Genomic DNA, 14,568 nt, shown 5'->3' with positions numbered 1-14,568 from the left:
TTTCTCCTGATCGTCTGCCGGTTCCCTCCGGGGCGGGCCCGGAGAGCCTGGCGGAACCGTCCTGCGGGGAACCCCCCGCAGGAATTACGTGCCGGCCGGGGCCGGGCCGCGCGAACGGGTCGCGCGGCCCGGCCGGCCGAGCGGTACTACTTGGCCTTCTCGAGGATCTCGACGACGCGCCAGCGCTTGCTCGCGGACAGCGGCCGGGTCTCCATGAGGAGGACACGGTCGCCGACGCCCGCGGCGTTCTGCTCGTCGTGCGCCTTGAGCTTGTTGGTACGGCGGATGACCTTGCCGTACAGGGCGTGCTTCACACGGTCCTCGACGGCGACCACGACGGTCTTGTCCATCTTGTCGCTGACCACGAGACCCTCACGGGTCTTGCGGTCACCGCGCTGCTCGCTGCTCTCAGTCACATTCTTCTCGCTCATCAGGCGTTCTCCACCGTCTCGATGCCGAGCTCACGCTCACGCATGAGGGTGTAGATCCGGGCGATGTCCTTGCGGACGACCTTCAGCCGGGAGTTGTTCTCGAGCTGTCCGGTGGCCGCCTGGAAGCGGAGGTTGAACAGCTCCTCCTTGGCCTCACGCAGCTTGCCGACGAGCTCCTCGTCGCCCAGCTGACGCAGCTCGGTCGCCTTGGTACCGGCCGCCATTACAGCTCACCTGCCTCGCGCCGGACGATCCGGCACTTCATCGGAAGCTTGTGGGCGGCTCGGGTGAGCGCCTCACGCGCAACCTTCTCGTTCGGGAAGGACAGCTCGAACATCACCCGACCGGGCTTGACGTTCGCGATCCACCACTCCGGGGAACCCTTACCGGAACCCATGCGGGTTTCGGCCGGCTTCTTCGTGAGCGGACGGTCCGGGTAGATGTTGATCCAGACCTTGCCACCACGGCGGATGTGACGGGTGATGGCGATACGAGCGGACTCGATCTGCCGGTTCGTCACGTACGCGGGGGTGACGGCCTGGATGCCGTACTCACCGAACGCCAGCTCGGTGCCACCCTTGGCCATGCCATCACGCTTCGGGTGGTGCTGCTTACGGTGCTTGACCCGACGGGGGATCAGCATGGGGGTCAGGCCTCCGTTCCGGTGGTCTCCGCAGCCGGAGCCTCAGCGGTGGTCGCCTCGGCCTTGGGGGCCTGGGCGTCACCCTGGGGACGACGGCCACGGCCGCCGCGCTCGCCACCGCGGCGCTGCGGACGGTCGTTGCCACCGCCACGGGCCGGGCGGTTGCCGGCGCGGGCGGCAGCGTTCTCTGCGCGGACCTCGGCGATGTTCTTGACGTCGCCCTTGTAGATCCACACCTTCACACCGATGCGGCCGAAGGTCGTACGGGCCTCGAAGAAGCCGTAGTCGACGTTGGCGCGCAGCGTGTGCAGCGGAACGCGGCCCTCGCGGTAGAACTCCGAGCGGGACATCTCGGCGCCGCCGAGACGGCCACCGCACTGGATCTTGATGCCCTTGGCGCCGGCCTTCATCGTGCTCTGCATGCTCTTGCGCATGGCACGACGGAAGGAGACGCGGGAGGACAGCTGCTCGGCGACGGCCTGGGCCACCAGCTGAGCGTCCGTCTCCGGGTTCTTGACCTCGAGGATGTTCAGCTGGACCTGCTTGCCGGTCAGCTTCTCCAGGTCGCCGCGGATGCGGTCGGCCTCCGCGCCGCGACGGCCGATGACGATGCCCGGCCGGGCGGTGTGGATGTCGACGCGGACGCGGTCACGGGTGCGCTCGATCTCCACCTTGGAGATGCCGGCCCGCTCCATGCCCTGCGTCATCATCCGGCGGATGGCGACGTCTTCCTTGACGTAGTCCTTGTACAGCTTGTCGGCGTACCACCGGGACTTGAAGTCCGTGGTGATGCCGAGCCGGAACCCGTGCGGGTTAACCTTCTGGCCCATTACCGGGTTCCTTCCTTGCTGCTGACGACCACGGTGATGTGGCTGGTCCGCTTGCGGATCCGGTAGGCACGACCCTGGGCACGCGGACGGAACCGCTTCAGGGTCGGGCCCTCGTCGACGTACGCCTCGCTGATGTACAGCGACTCGGCGTCGGTGTGGTCGTAGTTGTGCGCGGCGTTGGCAATGGCGCTGTCGAGCACCTTGCCCACCGGCACGCTCGCGGCCTGCGGGGCGAAACGCAGGACCGCCTGAGCCTCCGTGGCGCTCATGCCACGGATGAGGTCCACCACGCGGCGGGCCTTCATGGGCGTGACGCGGATGTACCGCGCCTGGGCCCTGGCTTCCATGGTTGTCCCTTCGGTGTCTGTCATGGTCTTCGCTCTCCGCAGATCAGCGACGACGCGACTTGCGGTCGTCCTTCTCGTGGCCGCGGAAGGTGCGGGTCGGCGCGAACTCGCCGAGCTTGTGGCCGACCATCGACTCGGTGACAAACACCGGGACGTGCTTACGGCCGTCGTGCACCGCGATCGTGTGGCCCAGCATCGCCGGGATGATCATCGAGCGGCGGGACCAGGTCTTGATGACGTTGTGGGTACCGGCCTCGTTCTGAACGTCCACCTTCTTGATCAGGTGGTCGTCGACGAAGGGCCCCTTCTTGAGACTGCGCGGCATCTAAACCCGCTCCTAGCGCTTCTTGTTCGTCTTGCGGCGGCGGACGATGTACTTGCTGCTGGCCTTCTTCGGCGAGCGAGTACGACCCTCCTTCTGACCCCACGGGCTGACCGGGTGGCGACCACCGGAGGTCTTGCCCTCACCACCACCGTGCGGGTGGTCGACGGGGTTCATGGCCACACCGCGGACGGTCGGGCGGACGCCCTTCCAGCGCATACGGCCGGCCTTGCCCCAGTTGATGTTCGACTGCTCGGCGTTGCCGACCTCGCCGATGGTGGCGCGGCAGCGGGCGTCGACCAGGCGGACTTCACCGGACGGCATGCGGAGGGTGGCCATGGAGCCCTCCCTCGCCAGCAGCTGGACGGAGGCACCGGCGCTGCGCGCCAGCTTCGCGCCGCCGCCGGGCCGGAGCTCGATGGCGTGGATGGTCGTACCCACCGGGATGTGACGCAGCGGGAGGTTGTTGCCGGGCTTGATGTCGGCGCCGGCGCCGTTCTCGATGCGGTCACCCTGGTTCAGCTTGGCCGGGGCCAGGATGTAGCGCTTCTCGCCGTCCGCGTAGTGCAGCAGCGCGATGCGCGCGGTGCGGTTGGGGTCGTACTCGATGTGCGCGACCTTGGCCGGCACGCCGTCCTTGTCGTGACGACGGAAGTCGATCACGCGGTAGGCGCGCTTGTGGCCACCACCCTGGTGGCGAACGGTCACACGACCGGTGTTGTTACGGCCGCCCTTGCTGTGCAGGGGGCGGACCAGCGACTTCTCCGGCGTGGACCGCGTGATCTCGACGAAGTCGGCGACGCTGGAGCCACGACGGCCCGGGGTCGTCGGCTTGTACTTGCGGATACCCATTTCTCAGTCCTCGGAAGATTCCGGACTTCTGAACGTTCCGGTCCCCGTTAGGAGACCGGGCCGCCGAAGATGTCGATGCGGTCGCCCTCAGCGAGGGTCACGATGGCGCGCTTGGTGTCCTTGCGCTTGCCGAAACCGGTCTTGGTGCGCTTGCGCTTGCCCTGACGGTTGATCGTGTTGACCCCGGTGACCTTGACCTGGAAGACCGCCTCGACGGCCTGCTTGATCTGGGTCTTGTTGGCACGCGGGTCGACGACGAACGTGTACTTGTTCTCGTCCAGCAGCGCGTAGCTCTTCTCGGAGACCACCGGCTTGACCAGGATGTCACGGTGGTCCGTGAAGGTCCGGCTGGTGATCGCGGTCTGCTCGGCCATCAGGCGTCGCTCCCTTCGGTCTCGGCGGCGCCGTTACCGATGAAGCGGTCGAAGGCGGCCTTGGTGAAGACCACGTCGTCGGAGACGAGCACGTCGTACGTGTTCAGCTGGCCGGCCTCCAGGATGTGCACCTGGGGCAGGTTGCGGGCGGACAGCCACGCGGCCTCTTCGGCGCGGTCGGCGACGAGCAGCACGTTCTTGCGGTCGCTGATCTTGCCCAGCAGCGTCTTGGCGGCCTTCGTCGACGGGGACTCGCCCTCGATGACGCCGGTCACGACGTGGATGCGGTTGTGACGCGCCCGGTCGGTGAGGGCACCGCGCAGGGCGGCGGCCTTCATCTTCTTCGGGGTCCGCTGCGAGTAGTCACGCGGCACGGGACCGTGCACGACGCCACCACCGGCGAACTGCGGGGCGCGGGTCGAACCCTGACGGGCGCGGCCGGTGCCCTTCTGGCGGTACGGCTTCTTGCCGCCACCGCGGACCTCGCCACGCGTCTTGACCTTGTGCGTGCCCTGACGGGCGGCGGCCAGCTGCGCCACGACGACCTGGTGGATCAGCGGGATGCTGACCTTCGCGTCGAAGATCTCGCCCGGGAGCTCAACGGTCCCGGCCTTGTCGCCCGCGGGCGACAGAATGTCAATGGTGCTCATATCCTCAGGCCCCCTTGGCCGCGGTGCGGACCAGGACGAGGCCGCCGTTCGGGCCGGGAACCGCGCCCTTGATGAGCAGCAGGCCCTTCTCCGCGTCAACGGCGTGGACGGTCAGGTTCTGGGTGGTGACCCGCTCGTTGCCCATGCGGCCCGCCATGCGCAGACCCTTGAACACACGGCCCGGGGTGGCGCAGCCACCGATGGAGCCGGGAGAGCGGTGCTTGCGCTGGGTGCCGTGTCCGGCGCCGAGGCCCTTGAAGTTGTGACGCTTCATGACACCGGCGAAGCCCTTGCCCTTGCTCTTGCCGGTGACGTCCACCTTCACGCCCGCCTCGAAGACCTCCGCGGTGATCTCCTGGCCGAGGGTGTACTCGGCCGCGTCGGAGGTACGGAGCTCCACCAGGTGGCGGCGGGGGGTCACGTCGGCCTTGGCGAAGTGGCCCTTGAGGGGCTTGTTCACCTTGCGCGGGTCGATCTCGCCGAAGGCGATCTGGACCGACTCGTAACCGTCGACGTCGTTCGTACGGACCTGGGTCACGACGTTCGGGCCGGCCTTGACCACGGTCACCGGGACGACACGGTTGTTCTCGTCCCAGACCTGGGTCATGCCGAGCTTCTCGCCCAGGATGCCCTTGATCTGCTTAGCCATCTGTTCCGCGCCTCTCAGAGCTTGATCTCGATGTCGACGCCGGCCGGAAGGTCCAGGCGCATCAACGAGTCAACGGTCTTGGGCGTCGGGTCGAGGATGTCGATCAGGCGCTTGTGCGTGCGCATCTCGAAGTGCTCGCGCGAGTCCTTGTACTTGTGCGGCGACTTGATGACGCAGTACACGTTCTTCTCAGTGGGCAGCGGCACCGGGCCCGCGACCTGCGCACCAGTACGCGTCACCGTCTCGACGATCTTCTTCGCCGAGGAGTCGATGACCTCGTGGTCGTAGGCCTTGAGCCGGATGCGGATCTTCTGTCCCGCCATGGCTACTTCGTAGTCCTGTCTGCTAGTCAGCGCTCTGGAACTCGGTGGTTCGACCGTCTTCTCCGACCCACGCGGTCGGGCGTGTCGCTTCCCTTCCCTTAAATCACCGCATGGCGGAGACCCTCAGGGAGGGGATACGTGGGAGAAGACACCCACCGAGTACCTGGTGAGCACCCCGCTGACGCTTCCCGGAAGATTCCCGTACGTCCGCCACCCCGCCTGGGGCGGAGAGTGACGACGAGTACTGTGGGACTCGCTTCCGGTCCTCCCGACGGGAGGCGCGCAGCATCGGCACTCGACCGAGCAACCCGGCTAGTCTGCCATACCGGACGCCTCGGACGCCAATCGGGGCGCAGTACCTTACCCCCCGCCGCCGCTCCCCCAAACCCGGGTCACAGTCCGGATGTGTACACCAGCAGCCGCGGGGTGCCGGCCGGGGCGTCGACGGGCACGCCGGGGGTGGCGTTGGCCAGCAGCCAGGAGGCGAGGAAGGACGTGGAGACGTCCCCGTACGTGTCCTTGTAGAGCGCCGCCACCCCCGTGACGTGCGGTGCGGCCATCGAGGTGCCGCTCATGCGGACCAGGCCGCCGCCCATGGCCGCGGAGGTGATCCCCGTCCCCGGGGCACTGATGTCCACGCAGCCACCCCAGTTGCTGAAGGACGCCCTGCGGTCCGACTCGTCGATCGCGGCGACGGTGAACGCGCCGGGCGCCGCGGCCGGGGAGACCTGGCAGGCGTCCCCGTCGGAGTTGCCGGCGGCGACGACCGGGAAGACCCCCGCGGCCGCCAGGCCCTCCACCGCACGGTCGGCCGTCTCGCTGCGGGCGCCACCGGTCGACAGGTTGGCGACCGCGGGCTTCACCGCGTGGGCGGCCACCCAGTTCATCCCGGCGACCACCGTGGCCACCGAGCCACGGCCGTCGCAGCCCAGCACCCGTACCGAGACCAGCTTCGTCGCCCGGGCGACGCCGGTGGTGGCACCGCCGACCGTCCCGGCGACGTGCGTGCCGTGGCCGTTGCAGTCGGTGCCGTCCCGGCCGTCCCCCACCGCGTCGAAGCCGGGCACCGCCCGTCCCCCGAACTCGGCGTGCCCGAAGTCGATGCCGGTGTCGATGATGTACGAGGTGACCTCGGCTCCGGTCGCCCGCACGCTGAAGGCGCCGCCGTCGTGGGCCCGGTTGCCGATCCGCGCCAGGCCCCAGGACGCCTCGGCGGCGGCCGAGGCCACCTGCGTCGCCGGCTTCGGTGCCGCGACCTCGGCGTCCTGCTCCACGGCCTCCACCCCGGGCACCGCGCGCAGCCGGGAGACCTGGCCGTCGGTCAGCCGGGCGGCGAAGCCCACCAGCGCGCTGGTGAACGTGAACATCGGCTGCGCCTCGACGCTGCGCAGCACCGAGCCCGGGTCCGTACCCGGCCGCAGCATCACCAGGTACTGCCCGGTGATGCCGCCCTGCGCGGCCATCCGCAGCGGGGCCCCGGGCGGCTCCGGCGTCGCGGCGGCCCCGCCGAGGGCGGGCAGGACGGCCGTCAGGACGGCGGCGACGACCACTGCCCGGCGCTGGGACAGGCGCATGGCGGGGCTCCTCGTGGGACTCGTACGGGTGTGCACCGAACGTCACAAGTCGTAACACCGAGTGCTCACCCGCTGCTCGCGCAGCGTGCCAATCGGGCGATCGGGTGAGCGGGCGCCCTGATGACGTACACGCGTCGCCCGAGTGGCGCACGCCGCGGCGGTGCCCGGCAACCTCCCGGGCGGAACGGCCCTCTAGCGTGGCGTGAAGATCGCCCCCACCCGCCGCCGCTTCCTCGCCGCGTTCGGCTCCGGCTCCGCGGCCCTCGCCCTGGGCGGCTGCTCCCGGTCCGGGGGCCCGGCCACCGGTCCGGCGCCCGCCCCCCTGGCGTTCCGCGCCCCGGCGGGCGGGGCGCGGCTGTTCCAGGTGCTGGCGCACCCCGACGACGAGCTGTACTTCATGAACCCCGACACCGTGCAGGCCGTCGAGGCGGGCGTCCCCGTGGTGTCGGTGTACGTCACCGCGGGCGAGGCGCACGGGGTCAACCACCCACCGGGACAGCCGCGTCCGGCCCCCGACAAGGCCGCCTACTCCGCCGCCCGTCACCAGGGCCTGCGGCAGGCGTACGCGGCGATGCTGGGCGCCGACATCTTCACGCCCTGGCGGCGCGGCACCACGCGGCTGGCCCACGGCATGACCGCCGAGGTCGACACGCTGCGCGTGGGCGACCGGGAGGCGGTGCTGGTCTTCCTCAACCTCGCCATGCACGGCACGACCGACAGGGTCGGGCTGCCGCAACTGTGGCAGCTGCCCGGCATGACCCTGCCGACCTTCACCTCGGCGGGCTCACCGAACGCCGCCAGGGACACCTACACCCACGAGGTCCTGGTGGACGTGCTCGCCGGACTGCTGCGGCACCACCGGCCGACCCTCGTCCACACCCTCGACCCCGACCCGGACATGGAGGCCAACGCGGCCACCCGGCGACGGGACGTCGAGCAACTCGGCTACAGCGACCACTGGGACCACACCGCGACCGCGCTGTTCGCCTGGAAGGCGATCGCCCGCTACGCCGAGGGCGTCGCCCGCAGCGAAGGCATCGCGCCCGCCTTCCTGACCACGGCCTACCGCGGCTACTACAACCACCACTGGCCCTACAACCTCCCGCCCGCGCTGCTGCGCCGGAAGGCCGGCTACCTCGCCCCGTACGGAGGCGCCCCCGACTGGCCCTGCGGCGACCCCTCCGGCTGCGGCGACTACCAGGTCGGCATGGGCAGACCGCTCGCCAACCGCAAGGGCTGGGTGCGCAGCACCCACTACCGCCACCCCGGCGCCCGCCTCGTACCGGGGACCGACGCGCAGGGGCGGCTGGTCGCCCACGGCGTGCTCGGCACACGCGCGGTGCGCTGGCGGGAGACCGCCCCCGGCAGCGGGCGCTGGGGGCCGCCGCGGGACCTGGGCGGCGGACCGCTCGCCCCTGCGCTGAGCGTCGTCACCGACCCGGCCGGCGGCGGACCCCTGCTGTTCGCGCTGCGGTTCGCCGCCCTGGACAGCGACCGGGCGGCCAACACCCGTGACGTCGTGGTGCTCGCGGAGGGCCGTGACTGGGAGGGGCTGGGCTCGCCCGAGGACGACCCGGACCGGGGGCGCAGGATCGGCGTACCCGTCGCGGTGGCCGCGCCGGACCGGCGGGTGCACCTGTTCGTGCGCAACGCGGCCAAGGGCCTGAGCACCCGCGTACGGGAGCCTGACGGCACGTGGACCGGCTGGCAGGACCTGGGCGGCGGCCCGGTGCAGGACGGGCTGAGCGCGGTCGTGGACCGCGACGGGAGGGTGCACGTGTTCGCCGCCGGGCGGACCGCCGTGCACCACTGGTCCCAGGACGCGCCGGGCGGGCCGCTCCTCTGCCGTGCGCTGACCGCGCTGCCGGGCCCCGCCGATCCCCCGGCGGCCGCGGCGGAGCCCGACGGCTCCCTGTCCCTGGTCTACCGCCTGCCCGCGAGCGACGGACTCCTCGTCCACCGGCTCGGCGTGGTCCGGGCGGCGCTCGGGCCCGGCCGGCCGCGGCTCTTCGACGGTTACGGCCCCCTCGCCCAGGCCCACGGCCTGCTCGCCGGACGCGCCGCCGACGGTGCGGTCCACGTCGCCGGCCTCGCGCACCCGGCCGGCGCGCTGCGCCGGGGCGCCCCCGGGTACGGCTTCCCGGCCCTGCACACCCGCCCCGGGGCCCGGCCCGCCGTCGTGGGGTTCGGGACGGACGCCACGCCCTGGATCTGGCGGCCGGAGCTGCGCACCCCGGTCTAGCCCGCCGGCCCCCGGGTCCCGGGTCCCGGATCCCGGGTCCCGGGCCCCCGAACCCGGAAACGCCGAGAGCCCCGGCCCACCGCGTGAACGGTGGGCCGGGGCCCTCGTACAGCTCGCCTACGGCAAGCGGCAGATCGCCGGGATCCTTACTTCAGGATCTTGGTGACCTGGCCGGCGCCGACGGTCCGGCCACCCTCGCGGATGGCGAACTTCAGGCCCTCCTCCATGGCGATCGGCTGGATCAGCGCGACCGTCATGGCGGTGTTGTCGCCCGGCATGACCATCTCGGTGCCCTCGGGGAGGGTCACGACGCCGGTCACGTCCGTGGTACGGAAGTAGAACTGCGGGCGGTAGTTGTTGAAGAACGGGGTGTGACGACCACCCTCGTCCTTCGACAGGATGTAGGCCTGGGCCTCGAAGTCGGTGTGCGGCGTGACCGTACCCGGCTTGATGATGACCTGGCCGCGCTCGACGTCCTCGCGCTTGATGCCGCGGAGCAGCAGACCGACGTTCTCACCGGCCTGGCCCTCGTCGAGCAGCTTGCGGAACATCTCGATGCCGGTGACCGTGGTGGTGGTCTTCTCGGTCTTGATGCCGATGATGTCGACGGTCTCGTTGACCTTGAGGATGCCGCGCTCGATACGACCGGTGACGACGGTGCCACGACCGGTGATCGTGAAGACGTCCTCGATCGGCATCAGGAACGGCTTGTCGACGTCGCGCTCGGGGGTGGGGACGGCCTCGTCCACGGCCTTCATCAGGCCGAGGAGCTTCTCGCCCCACTCCTTGTCGCCCTCCAGCGCCTTCAGCGCGGAGACGCGGACGACCGGCAGGTCGTCGCCCGGGAACTCGTACTCGGAGAGCAGCTCACGGACCTCGAGCTCGACGAGCTCCAGGATCTCCTCGTCGTCCACCATGTCGGCCTTGTTCAGGGCGACGACGATGTACGGAACGCCGACCTGGCGGGCCAGGAGCACGTGCTCCTTGGTCTGCGGCATCGGACCGTCGGTGGCGGCGACCACGAGGATGGCGCCGTCCATCTGCGCGGCACCGGTGATCATGTTCTTGATGTAGTCCGCGTGACCCGGGCAGTCGACGTGCGCGTAGTGACGCGCGTCCGTCTGGTACTCGACGTGCGCGATGGAGATGGTGATACCGCGCTGCCGCTCCTCCGGCGCCTTGTCGATCTGGTCGAACGGCGTGAAGGGGTTCAGGTCCGGGTACGCGTCGTGCAGCACCTTGGTGATCGCAGCGGTAAGAGTGGTCTTACCGTGGTCGATGTGACCGATGGTGCCGATGTTGACGTGCGGCTTAGTCCGCTCGAACTTCGCCTTCGCCACTGGGGTCCTCCTGTGGAGTTGCTGTACGCCTTACTTCATCGGCGCCAGGGTGATCTTTGCTGGGTTACGGGCGGCCGGGGCATCCGACGCTCCCCTTGCGGTTCGCGGCAGAATGCCCCCAAGCCTCCCGGTCAAGCCTAGTGCGGGAACAACTGCTGGGTTACTCGCCCTTGGCCTTCGCGATGATCTCCTCGGCGACGTTCTTGGGAACCTCGGCGTAGGAGTCGAACTGCATCGAGTAGCTCGCGCGACCCGACGTCTTGCTGCGGAGGTCGCCGACGTAGCCGAACATCTCCGACAGCGGTACCAGGCCCTTGACGACCCGGGCACCACTGCGCTCCTCCATGGCCTGGATCTGGCCACGGCGGGAGTTGAGGTCGCCGATGACGTCGCCCATGGACTCCTCGGGCGTGGTGACCTCGACGGCCATCATCGGCTCGAGGAGGACGGGGCTCGCCTTGCGGGCGCCCTCCTTGAAGGCCTGCGAACCGGCGATCTTGAACGCCAGCTCGGAGGAGTCGACCTCGTGGTAGCCACCGTCGAGAAGGGTGACGCGGACGCCGACCATCTCGTAGCCGGCCAGGATGCCGAACTTCATGGCCTCCTGGGCACCGGAGTCCACCGACGGGATGTACTCGCGGGGGATGCGGCCACCGGTGACCTTGTTGACGAACTCGTAGGAGGCGTCTCCGCCCTCCAGCGGCTCCAGCGAGATCTGCACCTTCGCGAACTGGCCGGTACCGCCGGTCTGCTTCTTGTGCGTGTAGTCGATCCGCTCGACCGCCTTGCGGATGGTCTCGCGGTAGGCGACCTGGGGCTTGCCCACGTTCGCCTCGACCTTGAACTCGCGCTTCATGCGGTCGACCAGCACCTCGAGGTGCAGTTCGCCCATGCCGCCGATGATCGTCTGACCGGTCTCCTCGTCCGAGTGGACCTGGAAGGAGGGGTCCTCCTCCGAGAGACGCTGGATGGCGACACCCAGCTTCTCCTGGTCGCCCTTGGACTTGGGCTCGATCGCGACCTGGATGACCGGAGCCGGGAAGTCCATGGACTCCAGGATCACCGGGTTCTTGTCGTCGGACAGCGTCTCACCGGTGGTGGTCTGCTTCAGGCCCATGACGGCGACGATGTCGCCGGCGCCCACCGAGTCGATCTCCTCACGCTTGTTCGCGTGCATGCGGTAGATCTTGCCGATGCGCTCCTTCTTGCCCTTGACGGAGTTCAGCACGGAACTGCCGGACTCCAGGCGGCCCGAGTACACCCGGACGAAGGTGAGCTTGCCGAGGTGCGGGTCGCTCATGATCTTGAACGCGAGACCGGAGAAGGGCTCGTCGTCCGAGGGCTTGCGCTTGATGATCTGCTCGGCGTCGCCGACGGCGTGGCCCTCGATGGCCTCGACGTCCAGCGGCGACGGCAGGTAACGCACGACCGCGTCGAGCAGGGGCTGGACGCCCTTGTTCTTGAACGCGGTTCCACAGAACACCGGGGTGACGGTGACGGAGCCCGCGCCGCCCTTGGAGGCGAGGGTGATGCGGCGGATGGCCGCCATCAGCTGCTCCTGGCTGGGCTCGGTGCCCTCCAGGTACAGCTCCATCATCTCTTCGTCGTTCTCGGCGACGGCCTCGAGTAGCTTGCCGCGCCACTCGTCGGCGGCCTCGGTGTGGGTGTCCGGGATGTCGACGACGTCGTACATCTCGCCCTTGGTGGCCTCGGCGGACCACACGAGGGCCTTCATCTGGACGAGGTCGACCACGCCCTTGAAGTCGGCCTCGGCACCGATCGGCAGCTGCATGACCAGCGGAACGGCACCAAGGCGGTCCACGATCATGTCGACGCAGCGGTGGAACTCGGCGCCGGTGCGGTCGAGCTTGTTGACGAAGCAGATACGCGGCACACCGTAGCGGTCCGCCTGACGCCAGACGGTCTCGGACTGCGGCTCGACACCGGCGACACCGTCGAACACCGTCACGGCACCGTCGAGCACGCGCAGCGAGCGCTCCACCTCGACGGTGAAGTCGACGTGACCCGGGGTGTCGATGATGTTGATGGTGTGGTCGACGTTCTCCAGCGGCCAGTGGCAGGTCGTCGCGGCCGACGTGATCGTGATGCCGCGCTCCTGCTCCTGCTCCATCCAGTCCATGGTGGCAGCGCCGTCGTGGACTTCGCCGATCTTGTACGAGACACCGGTGTAGAACAGGATCCGCTCGGTGGTCGTCGTCTTGCCCGCGTCGATGTGGGCCATGATCCCGATGTTGCGGACCCTGGCCAGGTCAAGTGAAGTGGTAGCCATAAGGCTTCAGTCTTCTCTCGGTTCTCTCGATGGGGGCGCGGACTACCAGCGGTAGTGCGCGAAGGCCTTGTTGGACTCGGCCATCTTGTGGGTGTCCTCGCGACGCTTCACCGCGGCGCCCAGACCGTTGCTGGCGTCCATCAGCTCGTTCATCAGACGCTCGGTCATGGTCTTCTCGCGGCGGGCGCGGGAGTAACCCACCAGCCAGCGCAGCGCCAGGGTGTTGGCGCGGCCGGGGCGGACCTCGATCGGCACCTGGTAGGTCGCGCCACCGACACGGCGGGACTTGACCTCGAGGGAGGGCTTGACGTTCTCCAGGGCGCGCTTGAGCGTGATGACCGGGTCCTGCCCGGTCTTCTCGCGCAGGCCCTCGAGGGCGCCGTACACGATGCGCTCGGCGGTGGAGCGCTTGCCGTGCAGCAGGATCTTGTTGACGAGCGACGTCACCAGAGGAGAACCGTAGACCGGGTCGATGATGACCGGGCGCTTCGGGGCGGGGCCCTTACGAGGCATTCTTACTTCTCCTTCTTGGCGCCGTAGCGGCTGCGGGCCTGCTTGCGGTTCTTGACACCCTGGGTGTCGAGCGAGCCGCGGATGATCTTGTAGCGAACACCCGGCAGGTCCTTCACACGGCCACCACGCACGAGCACGATGGAGTGCTCCTGCAGGTTGTGACCCTCACCCGGGATGTAAGCGGTGACCTCGATGCCGCTGGTCAGTCGCACACGCGCGACCTTGCGCAGGGCAGAGTTCGGCTTCTTCGGGGTGGTCGTGTAGACGCGCGTGCAGACGCCGCGGCGCTGAGGGGAACCCTTCAGTGCGGGCGTCTTGTTCTTCTCGACCTTGTCCTGCCGGCCCTTTCGGACCAGCTGCTGGATCGTAGGCACCGTTTCTCCGGTTTCTGTGTGCCGACTCGATACTTCTAACCTGGGGTTTCAGCGGCTCACGCCGACCCACGCGGTCGGGTGTGTCGCGCACCTCATACGATTTCCGTCGAAGCGAAACTGCGTATTTGTCGGTGTATCGGCCTCGGTGTCCCGTACGGACAAGTGCACGCACGAGAACCCGGGCACACCCCAGGCACAAGGTCAGAGCGTACCCAGCGCCCAGCCTTCGGTCAAAACATATGGTCTCGGCCGATGCCGCACCCTCCCGCCGGGCCCCCGCGGGGGGCTCGCGAGAACGCACTCAGCCGTGACTGACCGCCACTACCACCATAACGACGATCGCCGTGATCGCGACCGTGAACGCGGTCAGAAGGTATCCCATCACCAGTCCGCACACCGCGAGCGCGTCGCCCCGCTCGCCCGTGCGCCGGATCTCCCGGCGCGCCATGTGCCCCAGCACCACGGCCGGTATCCCGGGGATCACCAGTCCGAACATGCCCACCGCACCACAGACCAGTGAGGCGACCGCCTTGGCGTTGACCGGCGGCGGGGGCGCGGGGAGCCGGCGTGGACGCGGGATGTCCGCGGTGAGCCCGTACAGCTCCTGGTACGTCACCGCCTGGTAGGCCAGCCCGACCCGGTCCTCGAACTCCGGCTGGGTCAACCGCCCTTCGGTGAACGCAGCCTTGAGCACGTCCACCGTACGCTCGCGATCATCGTTCGCAGCCCGCATCGCTCCATTATGCCCGGAAAACCACGTTCCCAGGGCGCCCCGTCACACGGTCGGCCGGTCCGTGCCGCCCCTCCCCCCGCC

The 14,568-nt window shown here is 69.2% G+C and carries 18 protein-coding genes; 1 reads left to right on the top strand and 17 read right to left on the bottom strand.

The annotated features are described in order from the left end of the window. Window positions 1-146: 146 nt before the first annotated feature. The 12 genes from rpsQ to PV350_RS36670 all read right to left on the bottom strand — a co-directional run bounded on the left by rpsQ (window position 147) and on the right by PV350_RS36670 (window position 6,995). Window positions 147-431 carry a 30S ribosomal protein S17 gene (gene rpsQ / locus PV350_RS36725; RefSeq protein ID WP_018558878.1) on the bottom strand — a complete coding sequence of 95 codons (285 nt, stop codon included), beginning with the start codon at window positions 429-431 and terminating at the stop codon, window positions 147-149. Beyond that, window positions 431-655, bottom strand: a complete 225-nt coding sequence (gene rpmC / locus PV350_RS36720) for a 50S ribosomal protein L29 (RefSeq protein ID WP_319139014.1) — start codon at window positions 653-655, stop codon at window positions 431-433. The genes rpsQ and rpmC overlap by 1 nt, the downstream gene beginning before the upstream one ends. Further along, window positions 655-1,074, bottom strand: a complete 420-nt coding sequence (gene rplP / locus PV350_RS36715) for a 50S ribosomal protein L16 (protein WP_499513426.1) — start codon at window positions 1,072-1,074, stop codon at window positions 655-657. The genes rpmC and rplP overlap by 1 nt, the downstream gene beginning before the upstream one ends. Window positions 1,075-1,079: 5 nt before the next feature. Beyond that, window positions 1,080-1,904 (bottom strand): 30S ribosomal protein S3, encoded by an 825-nt coding sequence (gene rpsC, locus PV350_RS36710; protein ID WP_361800646.1) that lies wholly within the window; start codon window positions 1,902-1,904, stop codon window positions 1,080-1,082. Further along, complete coding sequence (gene rplV / locus PV350_RS36705; protein WP_361800744.1) at window positions 1,904-2,251, bottom strand: 50S ribosomal protein L22; 348 nt, start codon at window positions 2,249-2,251, stop codon at window positions 1,904-1,906. Before rplV ends, rpsC begins: the two co-directional genes overlap by 1 nt. Before the next feature lie 43 nt (window positions 2,252-2,294). After that, window positions 2,295-2,576 carry a 30S ribosomal protein S19 gene (gene rpsS, locus PV350_RS36700; protein ID WP_018558873.1) on the bottom strand — a complete coding sequence of 94 codons (282 nt, stop codon included), beginning with the start codon at window positions 2,574-2,576 and terminating at the stop codon, window positions 2,295-2,297. Between the two features lie 12 nt (window positions 2,577-2,588). After that, window positions 2,589-3,425 carry a large ribosomal subunit protein uL2 gene (gene rplB, locus PV350_RS36695; RefSeq protein ID WP_499513425.1) on the bottom strand — a complete coding sequence of 279 codons (837 nt, stop codon included), beginning with the start codon at window positions 3,423-3,425 and terminating at the stop codon, window positions 2,589-2,591. Between the two features lie 47 nt (window positions 3,426-3,472). Next, window positions 3,473-3,799 (bottom strand): uL23 family ribosomal protein, encoded by a 327-nt coding sequence (gene rplW / locus PV350_RS36690; protein ID WP_499513424.1) that lies wholly within the window; start codon window positions 3,797-3,799, stop codon window positions 3,473-3,475. Then, window positions 3,799-4,449 (bottom strand): 50S ribosomal protein L4, encoded by a 651-nt coding sequence (gene rplD / locus PV350_RS36685; protein WP_499513423.1) that lies wholly within the window; start codon window positions 4,447-4,449, stop codon window positions 3,799-3,801. Before rplD ends, rplW begins: the two co-directional genes overlap by 1 nt. A gap of 4 nt (window positions 4,450-4,453) precedes the next feature. Then, entirely contained in the window at window positions 4,454-5,098 is a 645-nt protein-coding gene (rplC, locus tag PV350_RS36680) for a 50S ribosomal protein L3 (protein WP_431944486.1), read from the bottom strand. Between the two features lie 14 nt (window positions 5,099-5,112). After that, window positions 5,113-5,421, bottom strand: a complete 309-nt coding sequence (rpsJ, locus tag PV350_RS36675) for a 30S ribosomal protein S10 (protein ID WP_014144312.1) — start codon at window positions 5,419-5,421, stop codon at window positions 5,113-5,115. Between the two features lie 392 nt (window positions 5,422-5,813). After that, window positions 5,814-6,995 carry a S8 family peptidase gene (locus tag PV350_RS36670; protein WP_500337824.1) on the bottom strand — a complete coding sequence of 394 codons (1,182 nt, stop codon included), beginning with the start codon at window positions 6,993-6,995 and terminating at the stop codon, window positions 5,814-5,816. 202 nt (window positions 6,996-7,197) lie between these two features. Here PV350_RS36670 and PV350_RS36665 point away from each other — a divergent pair, with 202 nt between their 5' ends. Beyond that, window positions 7,198-9,237, top strand: a complete 2,040-nt coding sequence (locus tag PV350_RS36665) for a PIG-L family deacetylase (protein WP_500337822.1) — start codon at window positions 7,198-7,200, stop codon at window positions 9,235-9,237. 146 nt (window positions 9,238-9,383) lie between these two features. Here PV350_RS36665 and tuf read toward each other — a convergent pair whose 3' ends face one another. The 5 genes from tuf to PV350_RS36640 all read right to left on the bottom strand — a co-directional run bounded on the left by tuf (window position 9,384) and on the right by PV350_RS36640 (window position 14,487). Next, a complete protein-coding gene (gene tuf / locus PV350_RS36660; RefSeq protein ID WP_089226439.1) occupies window positions 9,384-10,577 on the bottom strand; it encodes an elongation factor Tu in 1,194 nt (397 codons plus the stop codon). 160 nt (window positions 10,578-10,737) lie between these two features. Next, window positions 10,738-12,867 (bottom strand): elongation factor G, encoded by a 2,130-nt coding sequence (fusA, locus tag PV350_RS36655; RefSeq protein ID WP_499513420.1) that lies wholly within the window; start codon window positions 12,865-12,867, stop codon window positions 10,738-10,740. 42 nt (window positions 12,868-12,909) lie between these two features. Next, window positions 12,910-13,380, bottom strand: coding sequence for a 30S ribosomal protein S7 (gene rpsG / locus PV350_RS36650; protein WP_018558864.1), 471 nt, complete (start codon window positions 13,378-13,380; stop codon window positions 12,910-12,912). 2 nt (window positions 13,381-13,382) lie between these two features. Further along, window positions 13,383-13,754 (bottom strand): 30S ribosomal protein S12, encoded by a 372-nt coding sequence (gene rpsL / locus PV350_RS36645; protein WP_014144289.1) that lies wholly within the window; start codon window positions 13,752-13,754, stop codon window positions 13,383-13,385. Window positions 13,755-14,055: 301 nt separating this feature from the next. Further along, window positions 14,056-14,487, bottom strand: a complete 432-nt coding sequence (locus PV350_RS36640) for a DUF1707 and DUF4190 domain-containing protein (protein WP_500328153.1) — start codon at window positions 14,485-14,487, stop codon at window positions 14,056-14,058. Window positions 14,488-14,568: the final 81 nt, after the last annotated feature.

Source organism: Streptomyces sp. PA03-6a (genome assembly GCF_033792765.1).
GTDB lineage: Bacteria > Actinomycetota > Actinomycetes > Streptomycetales > Streptomycetaceae > Actinacidiphila.
This window is presented reverse-complemented; position numbering and strand designations above follow the sequence as displayed.

Excerpts from the sequence above, each read along its gene's own strand:
- rplW (WP_499513424.1), bottom strand. The coding sequence starts at position 3,799 with ATGGCCGAGCAGACCGCGATCACCAGCCGGACCTTCACGGACCACCGT.
- rplP (WP_499513426.1), bottom strand. The coding sequence starts at position 1,074 with ATGCTGATCCCCCGTCGGGTCAAGCACCGTAAGCAGCACCACCCGAAG.
- rpsQ (WP_018558878.1), bottom strand. The coding sequence starts at position 431 with ATGAGCGAGAAGAATGTGACTGAGAGCAGCGAGCAGCGCGGTGACCGC.
- rplV (WP_361800744.1), bottom strand. The coding sequence starts at position 2,251 with ATGGAAGCCAGGGCCCAGGCGCGGTACATCCGCGTCACGCCCATGAAG.
- rplD (WP_499513423.1), bottom strand. The coding sequence starts at position 4,449 with ATGAGCACCATTGACATTCTGTCGCCCGCGGGCGACAAGGCCGGGACC.
- rplC (WP_431944486.1), bottom strand. The coding sequence starts at position 5,098 with ATGGCTAAGCAGATCAAGGGCATCCTGGGCGAGAAGCTCGGCATGACC.
- rpsS (WP_018558873.1), bottom strand. The coding sequence starts at position 2,576 with ATGCCGCGCAGTCTCAAGAAGGGGCCCTTCGTCGACGACCACCTGATC.
- PV350_RS36670 (WP_500337824.1), bottom strand. The coding sequence starts at position 6,995 with ATGCGCCTGTCCCAGCGCCGGGCAGTGGTCGTCGCCGCCGTCCTGACG.
- rplB (WP_499513425.1), bottom strand. The coding sequence starts at position 3,425 with ATGGGTATCCGCAAGTACAAGCCGACGACCCCGGGCCGTCGTGGCTCC.
- fusA (WP_499513420.1), bottom strand. The coding sequence starts at position 12,867 with ATGGCTACCACTTCACTTGACCTGGCCAGGGTCCGCAACATCGGGATC.
- rpsC (WP_361800646.1), bottom strand. The coding sequence starts at position 1,904 with ATGGGCCAGAAGGTTAACCCGCACGGGTTCCGGCTCGGCATCACCACG.
- PV350_RS36640 (WP_500328153.1), bottom strand. The coding sequence starts at position 14,487 with ATGCGGGCTGCGAACGATGATCGCGAGCGTACGGTGGACGTGCTCAAG.
- rpsJ (WP_014144312.1), bottom strand. The coding sequence starts at position 5,421 with ATGGCGGGACAGAAGATCCGCATCCGGCTCAAGGCCTACGACCACGAG.
- rpmC (WP_319139014.1), bottom strand. The coding sequence starts at position 655 with ATGGCGGCCGGTACCAAGGCGACCGAGCTGCGTCAGCTGGGCGACGAG.
- rpsG (WP_018558864.1), bottom strand. The coding sequence starts at position 13,380 with ATGCCTCGTAAGGGCCCCGCCCCGAAGCGCCCGGTCATCATCGACCCG.